At 47.7% G+C, this 16,047-nt stretch carries 16 protein-coding genes; 7 read left to right on the forward strand and 9 right to left on the reverse strand.

All coding sequences use genetic code 11. The features are described from left to right. The first annotated feature begins 372 nt into the window (after nt 1–372). Entirely contained in the window at nt 373–1,761 is a 1,389-nt protein-coding gene (gene argH / locus ACFQNF_RS03440) for an argininosuccinate lyase (RefSeq protein ID WP_380186118.1), read from the forward strand. A gap of 223 nt (nt 1,762–1,984) precedes the next feature. Beyond that, nucleotides 1,985–2,437 carry a GNAT family N-acetyltransferase gene (locus ACFQNF_RS03445; RefSeq protein WP_380186120.1) on the forward strand — a complete coding sequence of 151 codons (453 nt, stop codon included), beginning with the start codon at nt 1,985–1,987 and terminating at the stop codon, nt 2,435–2,437. Here the strand turns inward: ACFQNF_RS03445 and ACFQNF_RS03450 are convergent. The 3 genes from ACFQNF_RS03450 to ACFQNF_RS03460 form a co-directional block, all read right to left on the reverse strand. Next, nucleotides 2,434–2,907, reverse strand: a complete 474-nt coding sequence (locus ACFQNF_RS03450) for an HPP family protein (RefSeq protein ID WP_380186122.1) — start codon at nt 2,905–2,907, stop codon at nt 2,434–2,436. The two genes, ACFQNF_RS03445 and ACFQNF_RS03450, sit on opposite strands and share 4 nt — an antisense overlap. 72 nt (nt 2,908–2,979) lie before the next feature. Next, the gene (locus tag ACFQNF_RS03455) at nt 2,980–3,522 is read right to left on the reverse strand and encodes a TetR/AcrR family transcriptional regulator (RefSeq protein ID WP_380186123.1); all 543 of its coding nucleotides are present in this window, start codon (nt 3,520–3,522) and stop codon (nt 2,980–2,982) included. A gap of 393 nt (nt 3,523–3,915) precedes the next feature. After that, entirely contained in the window at nt 3,916–4,404 is a 489-nt protein-coding gene (locus ACFQNF_RS03460) for an Lrp/AsnC family transcriptional regulator (protein ID WP_380186126.1), read from the reverse strand. A 183-nt stretch (nt 4,405–4,587) separates the two neighbouring features. Between ACFQNF_RS03460 and kynB the strand changes: the two genes are divergently transcribed. From kynB to hemB, 5 genes are all read left to right on the forward strand, one after another. Beyond that, a complete protein-coding gene (gene kynB / locus ACFQNF_RS03465; protein WP_380186128.1) occupies nt 4,588–5,220 on the forward strand; it encodes an arylformamidase in 633 nt (210 codons plus the stop codon). Between the two features lie 31 nt (nt 5,221–5,251). Next, nucleotides 5,252–6,502 carry a kynureninase gene (kynU, locus tag ACFQNF_RS03470; RefSeq protein WP_380186129.1) on the forward strand — a complete coding sequence of 417 codons (1,251 nt, stop codon included), beginning with the start codon at nt 5,252–5,254 and terminating at the stop codon, nt 6,500–6,502. 126 nt (nt 6,503–6,628) lie between these two features. Further along, nucleotides 6,629–7,999 (forward strand): amino acid permease, encoded by a 1,371-nt coding sequence (locus tag ACFQNF_RS03475; protein ID WP_380186130.1) that lies wholly within the window; start codon nt 6,629–6,631, stop codon nt 7,997–7,999. A gap of 542 nt (nt 8,000–8,541) precedes the next feature. Beyond that, nucleotides 8,542–9,795: a D-amino acid dehydrogenase gene (locus ACFQNF_RS03480; protein ID WP_380186132.1), complete on the forward strand. Its 1,254-nt coding sequence runs from the start codon at nt 8,542–8,544 to the stop codon at nt 9,793–9,795. Nucleotides 9,796–9,913: 118 nt separating this feature from the next. Then, nucleotides 9,914–10,918, forward strand: a complete 1,005-nt coding sequence (gene hemB, locus ACFQNF_RS03485; RefSeq protein WP_380186134.1) for a porphobilinogen synthase — start codon at nt 9,914–9,916, stop codon at nt 10,916–10,918. 440 nt (nt 10,919–11,358) lie between these two features. Here hemB and queC read toward each other — a convergent pair whose 3' ends face one another. The 6 genes from queC to pal form a co-directional block, all read right to left on the reverse strand. Next, nucleotides 11,359–12,042: a 7-cyano-7-deazaguanine synthase QueC gene (queC, locus tag ACFQNF_RS03490; protein ID WP_380186135.1), complete on the reverse strand. Its 684-nt coding sequence runs from the start codon at nt 12,040–12,042 to the stop codon at nt 11,359–11,361. Nucleotides 12,043–12,068: 26 nt separating this feature from the next. Continuing rightward, nucleotides 12,069–12,470, reverse strand: a complete 402-nt coding sequence (locus ACFQNF_RS03495) for a hypothetical protein (protein ID WP_380186136.1) — start codon at nt 12,468–12,470, stop codon at nt 12,069–12,071. Between the two features lie 4 nt (nt 12,471–12,474). Next, a complete protein-coding gene (locus ACFQNF_RS03500; RefSeq protein ID WP_380186137.1) occupies nt 12,475–13,782 on the reverse strand; it encodes a chloride channel protein in 1,308 nt (435 codons plus the stop codon). 11 nt (nt 13,783–13,793) lie between these two features. Continuing rightward, nucleotides 13,794–14,438, reverse strand: coding sequence for a 7-carboxy-7-deazaguanine synthase QueE (queE, locus tag ACFQNF_RS03505; protein WP_380186139.1), 645 nt, complete (start codon nt 14,436–14,438; stop codon nt 13,794–13,796). A 179-nt stretch (nt 14,439–14,617) separates the two neighbouring features. Further along, nucleotides 14,618–15,346: a YbgF trimerization domain-containing protein gene (locus tag ACFQNF_RS03510; protein WP_380186140.1), complete on the reverse strand. Its 729-nt coding sequence runs from the start codon at nt 15,344–15,346 to the stop codon at nt 14,618–14,620. Between the two features lie 92 nt (nt 15,347–15,438). Continuing rightward, nucleotides 15,439–15,984, reverse strand: coding sequence for a peptidoglycan-associated lipoprotein Pal (pal, locus tag ACFQNF_RS03515; protein WP_380186142.1), 546 nt, complete (start codon nt 15,982–15,984; stop codon nt 15,439–15,441). Nucleotides 15,985–16,047 lie beyond the last annotated feature (63 nt).

Genomic DNA, 16,047 nt, shown 5'->3' on the forward strand with positions numbered 1-16,047 from the left:
CGTTTTATTGTGGATATTGGCTCAGGATATTTTTATATTTTTGTGATGATTAAATGAAACTACTTATGTTGTTTGCATTATTATGCCGTCACTTCTATTTATGCTGCGGATTATACGGCTCTTTACACTTTTGGAGCAGGCATCGTTTTTGGTTTTTATAAGGCATTTTGTATTTTTACAGCGTATTCTCATGGCTGTATAAGCAATAATCTACTTTAAGCTCAGTATAGGTTCTTTTCTTGGGCAAAATAGCAACATGCTATCGCCATCAGTTGAATGCCTGCTTATGATTTATTACGCGGAAATTTTACGTATTATCTGGCATGGCAGATATAATTTGCCCTAAATCTAGATTCGATCAGGAAACAAAGCATGCAAGATCAGAGTAAAAAGATGTGGTCTGGCCGTTTTAACGAGCCGGTTACCGAACTCGTTAAGCGTTATACCGCCTCAGTAGATTTTGACAAACGCATGGCCGAAGTGGATATCCAAGGCTCTTTAGCTCACGCCACCATGCTGAATAAAGTAGGCGTGTTGTCGATTGAAGACTTGAAATCCATTCAAGGCGGCATGGCTGATATCCTGAACGAAATCCGCGAAGGCACATTTGAATGGAGCCTGGATTTAGAAGACGTGCATATGAATATTGAGCGTCGCCTGACACAAATGATTGGCGACGCAGGCAAGCGCCTGCACACTGGGCGCAGCCGTAATGATCAAGTAGCTACCGATATCCGCTTGTATTTGCGCGGTGCAATTGATTTGCTGGTTGGCCTTGTGCATGAGCTGCAAGTTTCCTTGATCGATCTGGCAGAAAAAAATGCATCTACAGTGATGCCAGGTTTTACTCATTTGCAAGTAGCCCAGCCTGTAACTTTTGGCCACCATATGATGGCTTATGTAGAAATGTTGGGCCGCGATGCAGAACGCTTTGTGGATGCACGTAAGCGTGTTAATCGCTTACCGCTTGGCTCGGCTGCATTGGCGGGTACAACTTATCCGATTGACAGGGAATACACTGCAAAATTGCTGGGCTTTGACGAAGTCTGTCAGAACTCGCTCGATGCAGTCTCTGATCGTGATTTTGCGATTGAATTTACCGCAGCCGCTGCGCTGGTCATGACGCATTTATCACGTTTATCTGAAGAGCTGATCCTGTGGATGAGCCCGCGCTACGGCTTTATTGATATTGCCGATCGCTTTTGTACCGGCAGCTCAATCATGCCGCAAAAGAAAAACCCGGATGTGCCTGAGCTGGTGCGTGGCAAAACGGGCCGTGTAAATGGTAGCCTGATTTCCTTGCTCACTTTAATGAAAGGCCAGCCGCTGGCTTACAATAAAGACAATCAGGAAGATAAAGAGCCACTATTTGATACTGTGGACACGCTGACCGATACCCTGCGTATTTATGCCGATATGATGCGCGGCATTACCGTGAAGCCTGAAGCAATGGTGCGTGCGGTGAAGCAGGGCTTCTCTACTGCAACCGATCTGGCCGATTATCTGGTGAAGCGTGGTATTCCTTTCCGCGATGCGCACGAAGCGGTGGCTTTGGCAGTGCGCTATGCCGAGCAAAAGCATAAAGACTTGGGTGATTTGCAATTGGTTGAGTTGCAAAGCTTTTCACCCTTGATTGGCGAAGATATTTTTGAAGTACTGACGCTGGAAGGCTCTTTAAACGCCCGAAATCATGTAGGCGGCACTGCGCCATTCCAAGTGCTGGTACAAATTGCCAGATGGCGTGAAAAGCTAGGCTGCTAATACTTTATCCCTTCTCAAAAAAGCTTCAAATCTGTAGACACAGAGATCAGTGAGAACACAGAGCACACAGAGAAAATCTTGGAATACTCGTGTTTTTCTCTGTGTTCTCCGTGTGCTCTTCGTAGCTCTGTGTCTACAGATCTTTTTGCTTTTTTAGAGGGAAACCTTCGCTGAATGTGTACTAACAGGCTGCTTCGGCAGCCTTTTTTCTTAGGGGTTCATCATGGAATTGCAATGGCGCTGGTTTGGATTAGCAGATTTTGATGCGCTTACTTTGTATGCCTATTTAAAGCTGCGGCAAGATGTGTTTATTGTTGAGCAAAATTGCGTCTATCCGGATATGGATAAATACGACGCTGTTTCGCAGCATTTACTGGGTTTTGATCAAAATGGCCAGGTGCTTGCCAGCTTGCGCCTCGTGCCGCCGAGCCTTAAATATGCGGAGCCATCAATTGGCCGAGTCATTACTCATCCCGATGCACGGCGTGGCGGGACAGGCTCAAAACTGGTGGCAGAAGGCTTACGCTATTCAAGGCAGCTCTACCCGGATCAAGGCCATCGTATCGGTGCGCAATCTCATTTACAGGGTTTTTACGCTAACTTTGGCTTTGTACCCGTGGGGCAGGAATACTTAGAAGACAATATTCTGCATATCGATATGGTGATTGCAGCTTAACGCTTTACCGGATAGCTAAATTTACCTGTGGCACGGTGGTAGAGGGTGGCAAGTAGCACCAGCAAAATGGCACCACTTGCCACAGGAGTGAGTAAAAACCAGATGCTCAGCGGCTTGGCAGTTAGAAAAAATAATAATGGGTTTGCGCCAGCTGGCGGGTGAGTGGTTTTAGTCAGCACCATAAGGCTAATGGCAACACCTACAGCTAGTGCAGCAAATAGCGCGGTATTGGGGGTGAGTAAATAGAAAGCCAGCCCCACACTTGCCGTCAGTAAATGCCCGCCGATCACATTTCTAGGCTGCGATAGTGCTGCTTCAGGCAGTGCAAAAAGCAAAACACAGCTTGCACCAAACGGCGCCATAATCAGTGCTGCCGCTCCAAATTCGCTGGCACTTGCCAGCAGTAAGATGGCAATAAATCCCCCCATTCCGGCGAGCAAGGCATGCTTTAAAGCGTGCTTATCTATCATAATTTTCCTTTTTTATACTGAACGATTGGTATGTCTTTTTATGCAAGGCGAGTTTAGCCCTGTCAGCTTCAATTAAGCGCAGAGCTTGAGCAGAGCTTGCTGCTGGCGCTGTAAGGGCTCGATATTGCCATTCACCCGGTACATTAAAATGCAGCCTTGCACGATGGCGAGGGCGTCAATACTGAGTGTTTTGGCTTGATCGGCGGGGTAAAAAGCAATAAAAGCATGGTAATAGCAGCTTTGCCACTTGCTAAAAAAATGCAGAATGGCAGTTTGGAATGGCTCGTACGCGGTACTCGTTTCTAAGCTTAAGCTAGCAAGCAGGCAGCCATTGGGGTGCAGCCAAAAGAATTCTTCAATTGCCAGATTAAATGCAGCAAGCCCTGCTGCGGACTGATCTTGGCGTATTTTTGAGAAAATATGCTCGTCAAAATAAGCTTCTAACTGCTCTAGCGTAGCCAGCCCCAATGCTTCTTTGCTCGCAAAATGGTGATAAAGACTGCCCTTGGTAATGCCGCAGGCCTGCACAATTTCACTGATGCTGCTTGCAGCATAACCTTTCATTCTGAATAAGGCGGTAGCTTGATCGATCAGCTGTTGCTTGGTGATGGGCATTACAGCACTCTATAGCGTGAAAACAAACCAATCGTACGGTATGTTTTTGCCTTGGGCAAGTATTTTGAATGTTAGATGCTTACTTGTTTGGTTCCGTGTGGATACATCTCTACTTGGAGCTGGGCTCTATTCGAAGCTTATGATATTCGCAGACACTAATTAAAACCCTGGAGCGGGGCAAGGCATGCGTCATCATATCGATAGCAATGCACACACAACCTCAAAAACAAGAAGCAAAATTAAGGAATCTCCCTTGGTCAAGAGCTACAACACGATTTGGCACACAGTGCGTAAGTGGCAACAACGGGGCGAGCCTAGACGCTACGCTCTCTCAGACTCAGGAGTGGATCGTGGCTGAGCTGCGGCGGATGTTGCTTCTTCATTTAGATCTAATTAGGCGGAACTTGACAGTTGTCCCTTGCTTATTGGGAGTAAGGAAAGTTGGTCTTTAATCTTCTTCATGACGATATAAGAGCAAACATCACGCATTCCCGGCAGCTTGTTTAGTCGCTCCACCATAAATGTAGAAAACGCAGCAAGGTTTTGGCAGCGTACGTGCAAAATATAGTTGCAATTGCCTGTCACAATATAGGCGGCTGCTATTTCTGAAAAAATAGTGATTTGCTGTAAAAATTCGTCGTGCCATCCCTCTCGGGAGCTGTCCAAGGAAATATGGACAATTGCCTCCAACTCATGGCCCAGTTGCTGAGCGTCTAGTACCGCATGATACCCCTTGATCAAACCTTGCTCTTCCAAGGCTCTTACTCGCCTTAAACATGCGGAAGGGGATAGCGCTACTTGATCTGCTAAGTCCTGGTTACTTAAGCGACCATTTTGCTGTAGTGCAGCAAGAATGCGCCAATCGATGGCATCAGTGTGCATACACAACTTTCCTTCTAAAAGCACTTAAATAACTGAATAGTCTGCGAAAAATGAGGTTTGGGCAAGCCAAACTTGCAATTTTTCCAAGGGGGGGCAGTGCTAAACTTTACTTCGTATTTGGAAGAAAATTTTTAGGTCACAAGCTCAGCGTATGCGAATGCCATAAAAAATTGGAGCTCTTTTATGCTTTTAGATATCAGTATGCCTGTTTTTTCTGGGATGCCTATTTGGCCGGGAGATACACCATTTTCTACGGAGTTTACATGGCAGTTAGAAAATGACTGTCCTGTCAATGTGTCCAGAATGACGCTTTCTACTCACAGTGGCACACACGCTGATGCACCTTTGCATTATCAATCGGATGGCTGCGCTGTTGATCAACTTTCCCTTACTCCTTATTTAGGGGTGTGCCGTGTGGTGCATTGTTTAGATGCAGGGACGCATGTCAGCTTAGCTCAGGTGCAAAATCGCTTACAGACAATGAATACCCCTTTGCCTGCTCGGCTTTTGATTCGCACATGGCACGTTAATCCAATTGAAACATGGCGGTCAGATTTTCCTGGGATTTCAGTTGAGTTGATAAATTGGCTGGCAGAACAAGGTGTTTGTCTGCTCGGCGTAGATAGTGCCTCACTTGATCCTGTGGCAAGTAAAACGTTGGATGCGCATCATGCGCTAGCACATCACGGTATGGCTGTATTGGAAAACCTACTGCTCGATCACGTGCCGGAAGGGGACTATGAATTGATTGCCCTGCCTTTGAAGCTTCTTCATTTAGATGCCAGTCCTGTCAGAGCCATATTGCGTGGGCTTTGATTTTGAATTTTTTTTAATAAGGAGAAGTTATATGCAAACGCGTGCTGCATGTTTACTGGCCGATCAGCAAGATCCACTAGCTTCATTTAAAGATTTATTTTTTCTCCCTCCGGGTGTGATTTATTTGGATGGTAATTCTTTGGGAGTGCTTCCTAAAAGTGCTCAGGCACGTAGCCATGATGTGATTGGTCAGGAGTGGGGGCAAGGCTTGATTCGTAGCTGGAACGATGCCAATTGGTTTGATTTGCCAGGGAGGCTTGGTGACCGACTTGCACCCTTGTTGGGGGCCGCTAAGGGGGAGGTGGTGATTACAGATACTACTTCTTTAAACTTATTTAAAGCATTAGCAGCAGCAATAAGAATTCAGCAAAAGGCCCTCCCTCAGCGCCGAGTTATCGTCTCAGAACGTGATAACTTCCCCACTGATTTGTACATGATTCAGGGAATGATTGATTTCTTGCAGCAAGGCTATGAGTTAAGGCTGATTGATGAGCAAACTTCGCTCGAGCAGGCTGTGGGTGAGGATGTTGCTGTTTTGTTGCTATCGCATGTTAATTATCGCACGGGCTATATGCATGATATGGCGGCTACTACAGCATTGGCACATCAGCAAGGCGTGATCACTGTCTGGGATTTGGCTCATTCTGCTGGGGCTGTACCCGTTGATTTGAATGGCTCTCATGCTGATTTTGCGGTGGGATGTACATATAAGTATTTGAATGGCGGCCCTGGGTCACCTGCATTTATTTGGGTATCCCCTCGGCATCAGGATCAATTCTGGCAGCCTCTTTCTGGTTGGTGGGGACATCAAAATCCCTTTGCAATGGCGACTGAGTATCAGCCTGCATCAGGCATTCGCCGCTTTCTTTGCGGCACACAAGCGATTGTATCGATGTCATTGATCGAATGTGGGCTGGATATTGCATTGCAAGCTGATATGTTGGCTGTGCGTGAAAAATCATTGGCACTTAGTGATTTATTTATTCGTTTAGTAGAAGAGCGCTGTGCTGATCATCCACTGACATTGGTCACGCCGCGAGAACATGCCTCACGGGGCAGTCATGTTAGTTATCGTCATCCATATGGGTTTGCCATTATGCAAGCACTCATTGCAAAAGGTGTCATCGGTGATTATCGCGAACCAGAAGTGCTGCGTTTTGGGCTAACTCCACTTTATCTTGGTTACACCGATATTTGGGATGCAGTAGATACACTTAAGGATATTTTGGATCGAAAAATTTGGAATACAAAGACGCATCACCAGCGTGTTGTTGTGACTTAAAAAAGGGGGGGCAAGAGCAAAGAATCTTTGCTCCCTTTTTTAAAAATGTAATTTGAGTTGCAATAGCCGTGATCAATAGAGCTTAAGCAATAGCGCAAATTTTGTGCATACCACCGGAGATGCCTGATGAGTTTTGATAAAATTAAAGCCCGTGAACAAGGCTTGCAGAGAAAGCTAACTGCAGGGCAAATGAGCATGATTGCAATTGGTGGAGCGATTGGCACTGGTTTGTTTTTGGGAAGTAAATTTGCAATTGGCTTTGCTGGGCCTAGTGTCATATTAAGTTATGCAATTGGTGGATTCATTACATTACTTTTAATGGGGTGTCTGGCGGAGATGACCGTTGCTCATTCTACTTCAGGCTCTTTTGGCGCATATGCAGAGCATTATATTAGCCCGTTGGCGGGATTTTTAGTGCGCTATGCCTATTGGGCTGCAATTGTGTTGGCTGTGGGGACAGAAATCACTGCCGTTGCGGAATATATGCAGTTTTGGTTTAAAGGCGTGCCATCATGGTTTTGGATTGTTCTATTTTCTGGCTTGCTTATCGGTATTAATGCAATGAGTGTGAAGGCTTTTGGAACTCTGGAGTATTGGTTTTCAACGGTTAAGATTTTTGCAATTGTCGGGTTTATTATTATGGGGGCTTATGTTATTTGGGGGGAGGGGAATCCCAATTATGGAGGACACAACTACACGGCAAATGGTGGCTTTATGCCCAATGGCGTATGGGGGATGTGGGTGGCGGTGGTGATTTCTATTTTTAGTTATTTAAGTGTAGAAATGATTGCCGTTGCTGCAGGCGAAGCGAAAGATCCAGAGGCAGCGGTCAAACAAGCATTTCGTGCAACTATTGTGCGTTTGCTGGTGTTTTATATTTTATCACTCGCTATCATTTTAGCTATTGTGCCTTGGACTAGAATTGGAGAAGGGCATAGCCCCTTTGTAACTGTGATGGAAGTTTTGAATATTCCATACGCTGCAGGCATATTAAATTTTGTAGTGGTTGTAGCGGCTTTATCTGCAATGAATAGTCAGCTTTATATTACGACCCGAATGATGTTTAGCTTAGCCCGTGGAGGGGATGCGCCTAAAGCCTTAGGTAAGCTAAATAGCAATGGTATTCCTATGAATGCTTTGTTGCTATCTACGGTTGGTATCGCACTTGCCACGGCAATATATGTTTTATTTCCAGAGCAAGCATTTACTACCATGATTGCTTTATCGATGTTTGGTGCCATATTTACTTGGCTAATGATTTTTTTAACTCATTATTTCTTTCGACGATATCATGACCGTAATGGTGGCTTGTCCCTTTCATTTAAAATGAAGTTTTTCCCAGCAAGTACATTGCTTGGCTTGTTTTTGATGACCGCAATTTTATTGACCACCGCATTTACAGAAACATTCCGGATGACATTGGTGTTTGGCATCCCATTTATTATTCTGTTAGTTTGCTGTTTTTACGTTCTTAAAAAGAAAAGAAGTGGTCTCTGATTTCTCCAAGTAACCTGCAAATGAACGGCATGGTTGAACGATTTAATCGTCGTACCAGTGTGCTGTTAAGTAAACGTATTTTGTCTCTACTATCAAGTTAGAAGCCATCGATGACGCTGTATGTGCAGATCCGATCCACAACCGCCATACCCCCTGCCGAGCCGGGGGGGGCTACGCCACCATTGGAAGTAATTAGTTAGGCCGTGGTAAGAATAATGGCTTGAATTATTTCATATTTTATATTTCGTAATTAATTAGGGGGTAGCTTGATGCTTATGCACCAGCAAGATTTATTCACTCTAACTCATATAAAAGCTTCGCAAATCGGCAAGCAAACAAAAAATTTATGCTCAATATTTGATGTATATAACAATTAAATTGCGTATAGACCAAAAAGTTAGGTTGATCATTTCTTTATTTATTTGATTAAGGAATAAATACCCAAATATACTTGTGCAAGGGGAATCACCTATCGCTGAAACTACCCCCCAGCGATATGCTGCAAACAGTACATACCCATCTGGGTTAAGGACATAAATAATATGCAAGTGATTGTAATCGGAGCTGGCGTTGTCGGCGTAGCCACTGCGCATTACCTGCGTGCAGCGGGATGCGATGTCACCGTACTAGAACAACTGGACGGGCCTGCAACCGAAACGAGCTTTGCCAATGCGGGCCAAGTGTCCCCAGGCTACGCTGCACCTTGGGCGGCACCAGGCATCCCGTGGAAAGCGGTTAAATGGCTGACTCAGCCACATTCCCCGCTCAAAATTCGCCCCGATGGCAGCTTTTTCCAGCTGTCATGGATGGCAAGAATGCTGGCTAATTGCACTCATGCCGCTTATGAGCGCAATAAGGGCCGTATGGTGCCCTTGGCAGAATACAGCCGCGATTGCCTGCGCGATTTGCGTGAAGAGCTTGATCTGCAATACGAGCAACGCAGCTTAGGCACTTTGCAAGTATTCCGTACGGCCAAGCAGTTAGAAGGCGCACAACGCGATTCAGAGATCTTAAGAACCATTGGTGTGCCTAATCATTTGCTGGATGTGCAAGGCCTGCTTGATGTAGAGCCTGCTCTGGCACGGGTGCCGGGTAAATTGGTTGGCGCTTTGCAATTGCCTAATGATGAGACTGGCGATTGCAAAATGTTTACCGATAAGCTGGCTGCACGATGCGAAGCCGCAGGTGTGGTGTTTCGCTACGGCGTGACGGTTGAGCGCTTGATTGCTGCAAATCAGCAAGTTCGCCAAGTGCAGCTTAAGGGCGGTGAAATTCTCGATGCTGATCATGTGGTGCTGGCCGCTGGCTGCACATCGCGTGCCTTGGCTTTGCCGCTGGGTCTAGATTTGCCAGTTTATCCGGTGAAGGGTTATTCGCTGACTATTCCTTTAAAAAATGCCGATGCTGCGCCACGCTCTACCGTGCTGGATGAGAGTTATAAAATTGCGCTGACTCGTTTTGATTCACGCCTGCGCGTGGGTGGCATGGCCGAAGTAGCAGGTTACGATCGGCATCTGGATATGAATCGCGTTGCCACGCTGGCAATGGTCACCAATGATTTGTTCCCTGATGCTGGGGATACCAGCCAGGGCACGCCTTGGACGGGTTTGCGCCCCATGACGCCGGATGGCACACCGCTGGTGGGCGGCACGTCTTATCCAAATCTGTGGCTGAATACTGGCCATGGCACTTTAGGCTGGACAATGGCCTGCGGCTCTGGCCGTGTGCTGGCTGATTTGATTACCAAGAAACAACCAGAAATCGAAAGCAGCGGCTTGGCTTTGGCGCGTTATTGATCTCGATATGGGGTGAACATTTGTTCACCCCATTTTTTTTCAAGTTTTGTCAGCATTGCGCAATCATCCCCTCCCAATCTTCGTTAAAATAAGCGTACTCATCTATTGGTAGCGCCTTATGCATAGCAATCGCTCGTTCCCTACTACCCGTTTACGCCGTATGCGCCACGATGATTTCTCGCGCAGGATGATGCGTGAAAATCATTTAACTGCGGATAATCTGATTTTGCCGGTGTTTGTTTTAGATGGTGAAAATCGCAGTGAGGCGATTGTCTCTATGCCCGGGGTAAATCGCCAGAGTCTGGACCAGCTGTTTTATACCGCCGAGCAAGCAGTCAAGCTGGGCGTGCCTGCCTTAGCAATATTCCCTGTAATTGAGCAAGATTTAAAAACACTGGATGCGGCTGAGGCCTGGAACCCGAATGGCTTAGTGCCACGCGTAGTGCGTGAGTTAAAAGCGCGTTTCCCGGAGCTGGGCCTGATTACCGATGGTGCGCTTGATCCTTATACCATTCATGGTCAGGACGGCATTATTGATGGCAATGGCTATGTATTAAATGAAGAAACCGTTGCCGCACTGGTCAAGCAAGCGCTTTGCCATGCTGAGGCGGGCGTCGATATTATTGCGCCGTCAGACATGATGGATGGCCGTATTGGTGCGATTCGTAAGGCTTTGGATGCGGATGATTTTATCAATACCCGCATCATGGCTTACTCGGCAAAATACGCATCGGCATTTTACGGCCCCTTCCGCGATGCCGTTGGTTCGGCTGCTAATCTGGGCAAGGCTGATAAAAAAACCTATCAAATGGACCCTGCCAATCTAAACGAAGCCTTGCACGAAGTAGCGCTTGATCTGGCAGAAGGCGCTGATATGGTGATGGTGAAGCCGGGCATGCCTTACTTGGATGTAGTGCGCCGAGTAAAAGACGAATTCGCCGCGCCGACTTTTGTTTATCAGGTGTCTGGCGAATACGCCATGCTCAAAGCCGCCGCACAAAATGGCTGGCTGAATGAAGAAGCCGTGGTGCTGGAAAGCTTAATGGGCTTTAAACGTGCTGGTGCAGATGGGATTTTGACTTACTTTGCATTGGATGCAGCTAGGTGGTTGGCTGGGAAGTGATGTGTTGTTGTAAGGGGTGAAGCAGATCAAAAACAGTGCTTTTTTAGTGCCTTCGGCACGTTGATTTAGGTGCGGGCGTCCCGCTGGACCTTCCTTTCTTGCGCGGCCAAGAAACGAAGCCAAAGAAGGCCGCCCCAGCCAGCACGAAGGCCCCTCACTGCGGATAATCGGCTCGGCGAAAAAGGCTGCTCGCTCGCTGCCTCGCTACCCCTTTTCCGAAACCCCGAGCCGCTTATTCCTCGCTTCGGCGTGCTTCAAGGGGTTTTTTAAGCCCTATGCGGAGAGCGTGGTTATTACAATTTTTCGTTGTTAGTTGATATAAAAGTAAATCGGCTCCGTGCAAACACGTAAGCCGATTTTTTTGTAGGTCATTTTCGTCTCAGTTTGCTTTTGATGAGCGACGTAAACGTTACTCGAAAAGCCTCTCAGTACGCCCGATATTATTTTTGATAGCGAGTTGGATCAGTCAACCCTGCATTGGCAAAGCCAGCGCTGCGCAAGCGGCAGGCTTCGCATTGGCCGCAGGCGCGGCCCTCAAAGTCGGCTTTGTAGCAGGTCACGGTAAGGGCATAATCAACGCCCAGCTCGGTGCCTTTTTGGGCGATTTCTGCCTTGGTGAGTTTTAGCAGCGGGGTGTGGATGGTGAGCTTCGAGCCTTCAACGCCCACCTTAGTCGCCAGCCTTGCCATGGCTTGAAAAGACGCAATATATTCCGGGCGGCAGTCTGGGTAGCCTGAATAATCCACGGCATTCACGCCAATAAAAATATCATCGGCTTTCAGTACTTCAGACCAAGCCAGCGCATAAGAGAGCAACACGGTGTTGCGTGCGGGCACATAGGTCACAGGGATCTCGCCGGGTTTGCCGCCGTCGACGGGCACATCAATATTGGCGTCGGTGAGTGCCGATCCGCCAAAGCCTGCTAAATCAATTTTCAGAATGCGGTGTTCAACTGCGCCTAGCGCTTCTGCCACGCGGGCGGCGGCTTTTAGCTCGGCGTTGTGTTTTTGGCCGTAATCAAAAGACAGGCAATAGGGCGCGAAGCCTTCTGCTTTGGCAATGGCAAGGCAGGTAGCGGAATCTAGGCCACCAGATAGTAAGATCACAGCAGGTTTTTTGGTCATGATATTTTCAGTTTAAATAGTGTTGTTTATGGATTAATGGCAATGATTTTGGTGGTTTGCTCTGTGCATGCCTTATTCAGGCAAACGCCGGAAAACCAGATTTCACCATTGCCTATCATCGCGCCATTGCTATTGCGAAATAGCGATTCAGCTGTTTGTGCCAGCACGGCCGCTTTTACTTTGGGTGTGATAATTTTTGGGTACTGGGCAATAAACTGCGGCGCTTTCAGTGTTTTTTTATTTGGCAGATTTACTCGCAGGGGAAAGCGGGCCAGCTTAGCCACGCTGGCGGCATTGTCTTTGGCGATGGCTGTTTGCAGCGATGTTAAAAACTCGCTGAGCTGAGCAGTGGTCATCCCGTCAGGCCCTGTGGATTCTGCCTGAGCAAACGCGGCCATGAGTGCAAATACTGCTAAAAAGTAGCGCATAGGATCACTTTAAAAGTTGGGGGTAAGCCAAGCGTTGCAGGGCTTTTTCCGCCAGATCATGATAAAGATTGGTGCCAAAGAGGCGGGCTATGGTGGATGAAATCATTGCGGCTGCCAAAATTGAAATCACCATCGTGTGTCCATCTGTCATTTCTATCAAAATAATAGCCGAGGTCAGCGGTGCTCGCGTCACTGCGGCCAGCATTGCCGCCATTCCAATTGCTATCAGTTTGATATGAATACTGCTATCAAACCATGGCAAAAACCAGCTGCTGACTCCTGCGCCCATAGAGAGCGACGGGGCAAAAATTCCGCCAGGTAAGCCGGTCAAAAAGGTCGCCAGCAGCCCTAAAAACTTCAGCGGCAAAAAGTACCAAGCCATTGTTCCTTGGCCTGTAACCACCTCACTGGTGATTTCTGCCCCACTGCCAAAAATAGGAGCGGCCAGCCCCATGCAGGCAATTAAAAAGCCACATGCGGCGATAAATAAATAGGGCTGGGCTGCGCGCCACATCTTTACTTTTACAGGCAACCAGCGATCCTGATGCACGCAAAGCCAGGAGAAAAATCCACCGACTAAGCCCGCACTCACCGCCACAATAAACATCGGCCACAAAATACTGTAGTTAAAACCGGGCACATGAATGCGGCCAAAATAGGTGTAATCACCTTGAATTGCCAAAGAAACTACACCAGCTAAAATCACTGCGCCTAATAGCTTGCCCGAGGTTTTTTCTTCTACAGATCGCGCCAGCTCTTCAAATGCAAACACAATCCCTGCCAGTGGCGTATTAAACGCGGCGGCAATCCCAGCGGCTCCCCCAGCCAGAATCAGTTGGCGGCGAAATACGGCATCAGATAATGGAATAAAGCGCCGGCAGGCATACATTAAGCTCGCGCCAATTTGCACGGTCGGGCCTTCACGCCCTAACACAAAGCCACATCCAAGCCCCGCGACCACGCCGATAAACTTGGCGCAAGCGATACGTAAACTGAGCAGTTGTTTGATGAGGGCGGGCTGATCGGTTACTTGCAATGCGGCCATTGCCTGCGGAATGCCGCTGCCTTCTGAGCCTTTACCCATTCTTTGCATCAGCCAGCGTATCGCCATGCCACCGCAGGGTAGTGCAAAAAAGGGCCACCATGCCCAGCGTGTACTCATGCTTTGGAAAATCGCCAGTGCGCCGTCAGCCACCTTGGCCAAAACAACAGCAACAAGGCCTACTAAGGCCGCTCCAAACCAGAGAGCCAGTGTGGCGCGGCTGCGTTCTGGTAAGTGCTTAATGCGTACCAGCCAACGTTTCCAATACATGAGCTTGCCTATTAAACGCCGGGACGTTCACCCCAGAGGATTTTGTGTAATTGCACTTGCATGCGTACTGGCAAATGATCTTCCAGTACCCAAGCGGCGAGACTAGCGGGCGGGAGTGTTTCCCAGACGGGCGACATGAGCACCGGAGCAAGTGTTTCTAGACGACGTTCACGGATTAAATCGCGCGCCCATTCGTAATCGCCACGATCACACAAAACAAACTTGATTTCGTCCGTTTTGCTCAAGTATGCGAGGTTTTCCCAGTGCATCTTGGCTAATTCACCCGAGCCTGGCGTTTTGATATCCAGAATGCGTGAAACACGTGGGTCCACTTCGGCAATCGATAAAGCACCGCTGGTTTCTAGGCTAAGTGAGTAGCCTGCATCGCAGAGCAAGCGCATCAGTTCATGCACGCCTTTTTGCGCCAGAGGCTCGCCGCCAGTTACGCAAATATGGTGGGTGTTAAATGAGGCGATTTTATCGAGGATGGTTTGAAAAGATTGCGTTTCGCCGCCGGTAAAAGCATAGGCGCTGTCGCAATAGCCACAGCGCAGCGGACAGCCGGTCAGGCGGACAAACACCGTAGGCAGACCCATACGGGTGGTTTCGCCCTGCAATGAGCAGAAAATTTCGGTAATGCGTAATGCGTCTTTCAAGAGAAGCTCCTAAGCCAGCGGCAGCATTTGATGCTGCATGGCAAACCGGAAAACAGTCCGGTGGAAATAAAAACGGCGTCAACCTAATCGGTGACGCCGGGTAAAAATGTGGGCGTTGCAATGTTTCAGCGAAGCAATTTTACGCAGTTTTAGTGTTTTTAGAGTTGTTTTAATTACACTTAATCAGTTGCAAGCAGTGCTTTCTTGGCTGCCGCCGCTTTTTCTGCTTGTGGATACTTTTCAATCAGCTGCAATAGAAAGCGACGCGATGATTTTTTATCGCCCTGTGCGTTGGCAATAATGGCTAGGCCAAAGAGTGCATCGGGTGCACGAGTTTCGTCATTGCTGGCCAGCACTTGCTGATAAGAGGCTTGTGCACCCTTATAGCTTTTAAGCGCTGTTTGGCTGACTCCCATCCAGTAATAGGCGGTGGGCAGCTGTGCGCTGCCGCTGTTTTCGTTAATAAATTTTTGCAGGCCGACTACCGCTTCTTTGTGTTTGCTTGAGCGGGTGAGCTGCACGATATCGTCTAATTGCTGCTGTTCAGACACGACGGCGGCGGCTTTGCTTTCTACTTTAGCCAGCTCCATCGCACGCATGCGAGCATCTAGATCGGTGTAAAGATCTTTTTGACGCTTGGCGGCTTCGTCTAGATTAAATTGCAGCACTTCATTTTGCCCACGTAAAGTGGCAATTTCCTGGCGTAGTTTTTCTAGCTGGCCAACTAGTTCGATAGCGCGGCTATTACTTGCCTCTAATTGCATGAGGCGATCATCGGTCTTTTTTTGCGCCTGGGTTTGAACATTACGCAGATCATTTAATTGCTGGCGCGCTTCTTTGTCATCAAAAAGACCAGCGTGAGCCTGCACAGAAAATGCGAGCAAGAGCAGAGTAGCAATTCGTTTCATAGATTGATCTGATGTGAAGTTGAAAACGCGCGGACGAGCTATTGCTCGTCCGTGGTAGAGACTAGGTCTTTTTTGCTTTAGCGGCAAGTTGATTACTGCGCAGTTTCACCATTGTAAACAATTTCGGCACGACGATTACGTTCGCGAATGGCATCGCTATCACCGGCTTCAAGCGGACGCTCTTCACCAAAGCTCACTGTTTCGATCTGGCTATCGGGTACACCAAGCACATTCATCATTTTACGTACTGAATCTGCACGTTTTTGGCCCAGAGCTAAGTTGTACTCTGCTGTGCCGCGCTCATCGGTATGGCCTTGCAGGATGATTTTGGCGTCTTTGTGCGTATTTAAGTATTTAGCATGAGCTTGTACCAGCTCATGAAAATCCGGACGCACAATAAAGGAATCAAAATCAAAATATACACGACGGTTGGACAGAGTATTGTTTGGATCTGTCAGCTCGGTAAAGGATTTTGCCGTGCCTTGAGTCAGGTCAACGGTTGTAGGATTAGTACTGGGCTGAGTCGTACTGGTATTTGTTGAGCCAGAGTTGTCAGCAGGTTTTGTTGTTGGCACCGGGGTGCTAGCGCATGCGGCTAGCAGGGCAGTCATGATTAAACTAAGCGCTACTTTTTTCATTGTGTTTCTTCCTGAGATCTTAAAGAAATAAAGCTAAGCGTTCGAGCAGTATGACATTTAGCT

Source organism: Iodobacter arcticus, assembly GCF_042664895.1.
GTDB lineage: Bacteria > Pseudomonadota > Gammaproteobacteria > Burkholderiales > Chitinibacteraceae > Iodobacter > Iodobacter arcticus.

What these genes read in the sequence shown, in the direction of transcription:
- argH (WP_380186118.1), top strand. Translation starts at nt 373, where the DNA reads ATGCAAGATCAGAGTAAAAAGATGTGGTCTGGCCGTTTTAACGAGCCG.
- ACFQNF_RS03445 (WP_380186120.1), top strand. Translation starts at nt 1,985, where the DNA reads ATGGAATTGCAATGGCGCTGGTTTGGATTAGCAGATTTTGATGCGCTT.
- ACFQNF_RS03450 (WP_380186122.1), bottom strand. Translation starts at nt 2,907, where the DNA reads ATGATAGATAAGCACGCTTTAAAGCATGCCTTGCTCGCCGGAATGGGG.
- ACFQNF_RS03455 (WP_380186123.1), bottom strand. Translation starts at nt 3,522, where the DNA reads ATGCCCATCACCAAGCAACAGCTGATCGATCAAGCTACCGCCTTATTC.
- ACFQNF_RS03460 (WP_380186126.1), bottom strand. Translation starts at nt 4,404, where the DNA reads ATGCACACTGATGCCATCGATTGGCGCATTCTTGCTGCACTACAGCAA.
- kynB (WP_380186128.1), top strand. Translation starts at nt 4,588, where the DNA reads ATGCTTTTAGATATCAGTATGCCTGTTTTTTCTGGGATGCCTATTTGG.
- kynU (WP_380186129.1), top strand. Translation starts at nt 5,252, where the DNA reads ATGCAAACGCGTGCTGCATGTTTACTGGCCGATCAGCAAGATCCACTA.
- ACFQNF_RS03475 (WP_380186130.1), top strand. Translation starts at nt 6,629, where the DNA reads ATGAGTTTTGATAAAATTAAAGCCCGTGAACAAGGCTTGCAGAGAAAG.
- ACFQNF_RS03480 (WP_380186132.1), top strand. Translation starts at nt 8,542, where the DNA reads ATGCAAGTGATTGTAATCGGAGCTGGCGTTGTCGGCGTAGCCACTGCG.
- hemB (WP_380186134.1), top strand. Translation starts at nt 9,914, where the DNA reads ATGCATAGCAATCGCTCGTTCCCTACTACCCGTTTACGCCGTATGCGC.
- queC (WP_380186135.1), bottom strand. Translation starts at nt 12,042, where the DNA reads ATGACCAAAAAACCTGCTGTGATCTTACTATCTGGTGGCCTAGATTCC.
- ACFQNF_RS03495 (WP_380186136.1), bottom strand. Translation starts at nt 12,470, where the DNA reads ATGCGCTACTTTTTAGCAGTATTTGCACTCATGGCCGCGTTTGCTCAG.
- ACFQNF_RS03500 (WP_380186137.1), bottom strand. Translation starts at nt 13,782, where the DNA reads ATGTATTGGAAACGTTGGCTGGTACGCATTAAGCACTTACCAGAACGC.
- ACFQNF_RS03510 (WP_380186140.1), bottom strand. Translation starts at nt 15,346, where the DNA reads ATGAAACGAATTGCTACTCTGCTCTTGCTCGCATTTTCTGTGCAGGCT.
- pal (WP_380186142.1), bottom strand. Translation starts at nt 15,984, where the DNA reads ATGAAAAAAGTAGCGCTTAGTTTAATCATGACTGCCCTGCTAGCCGCA.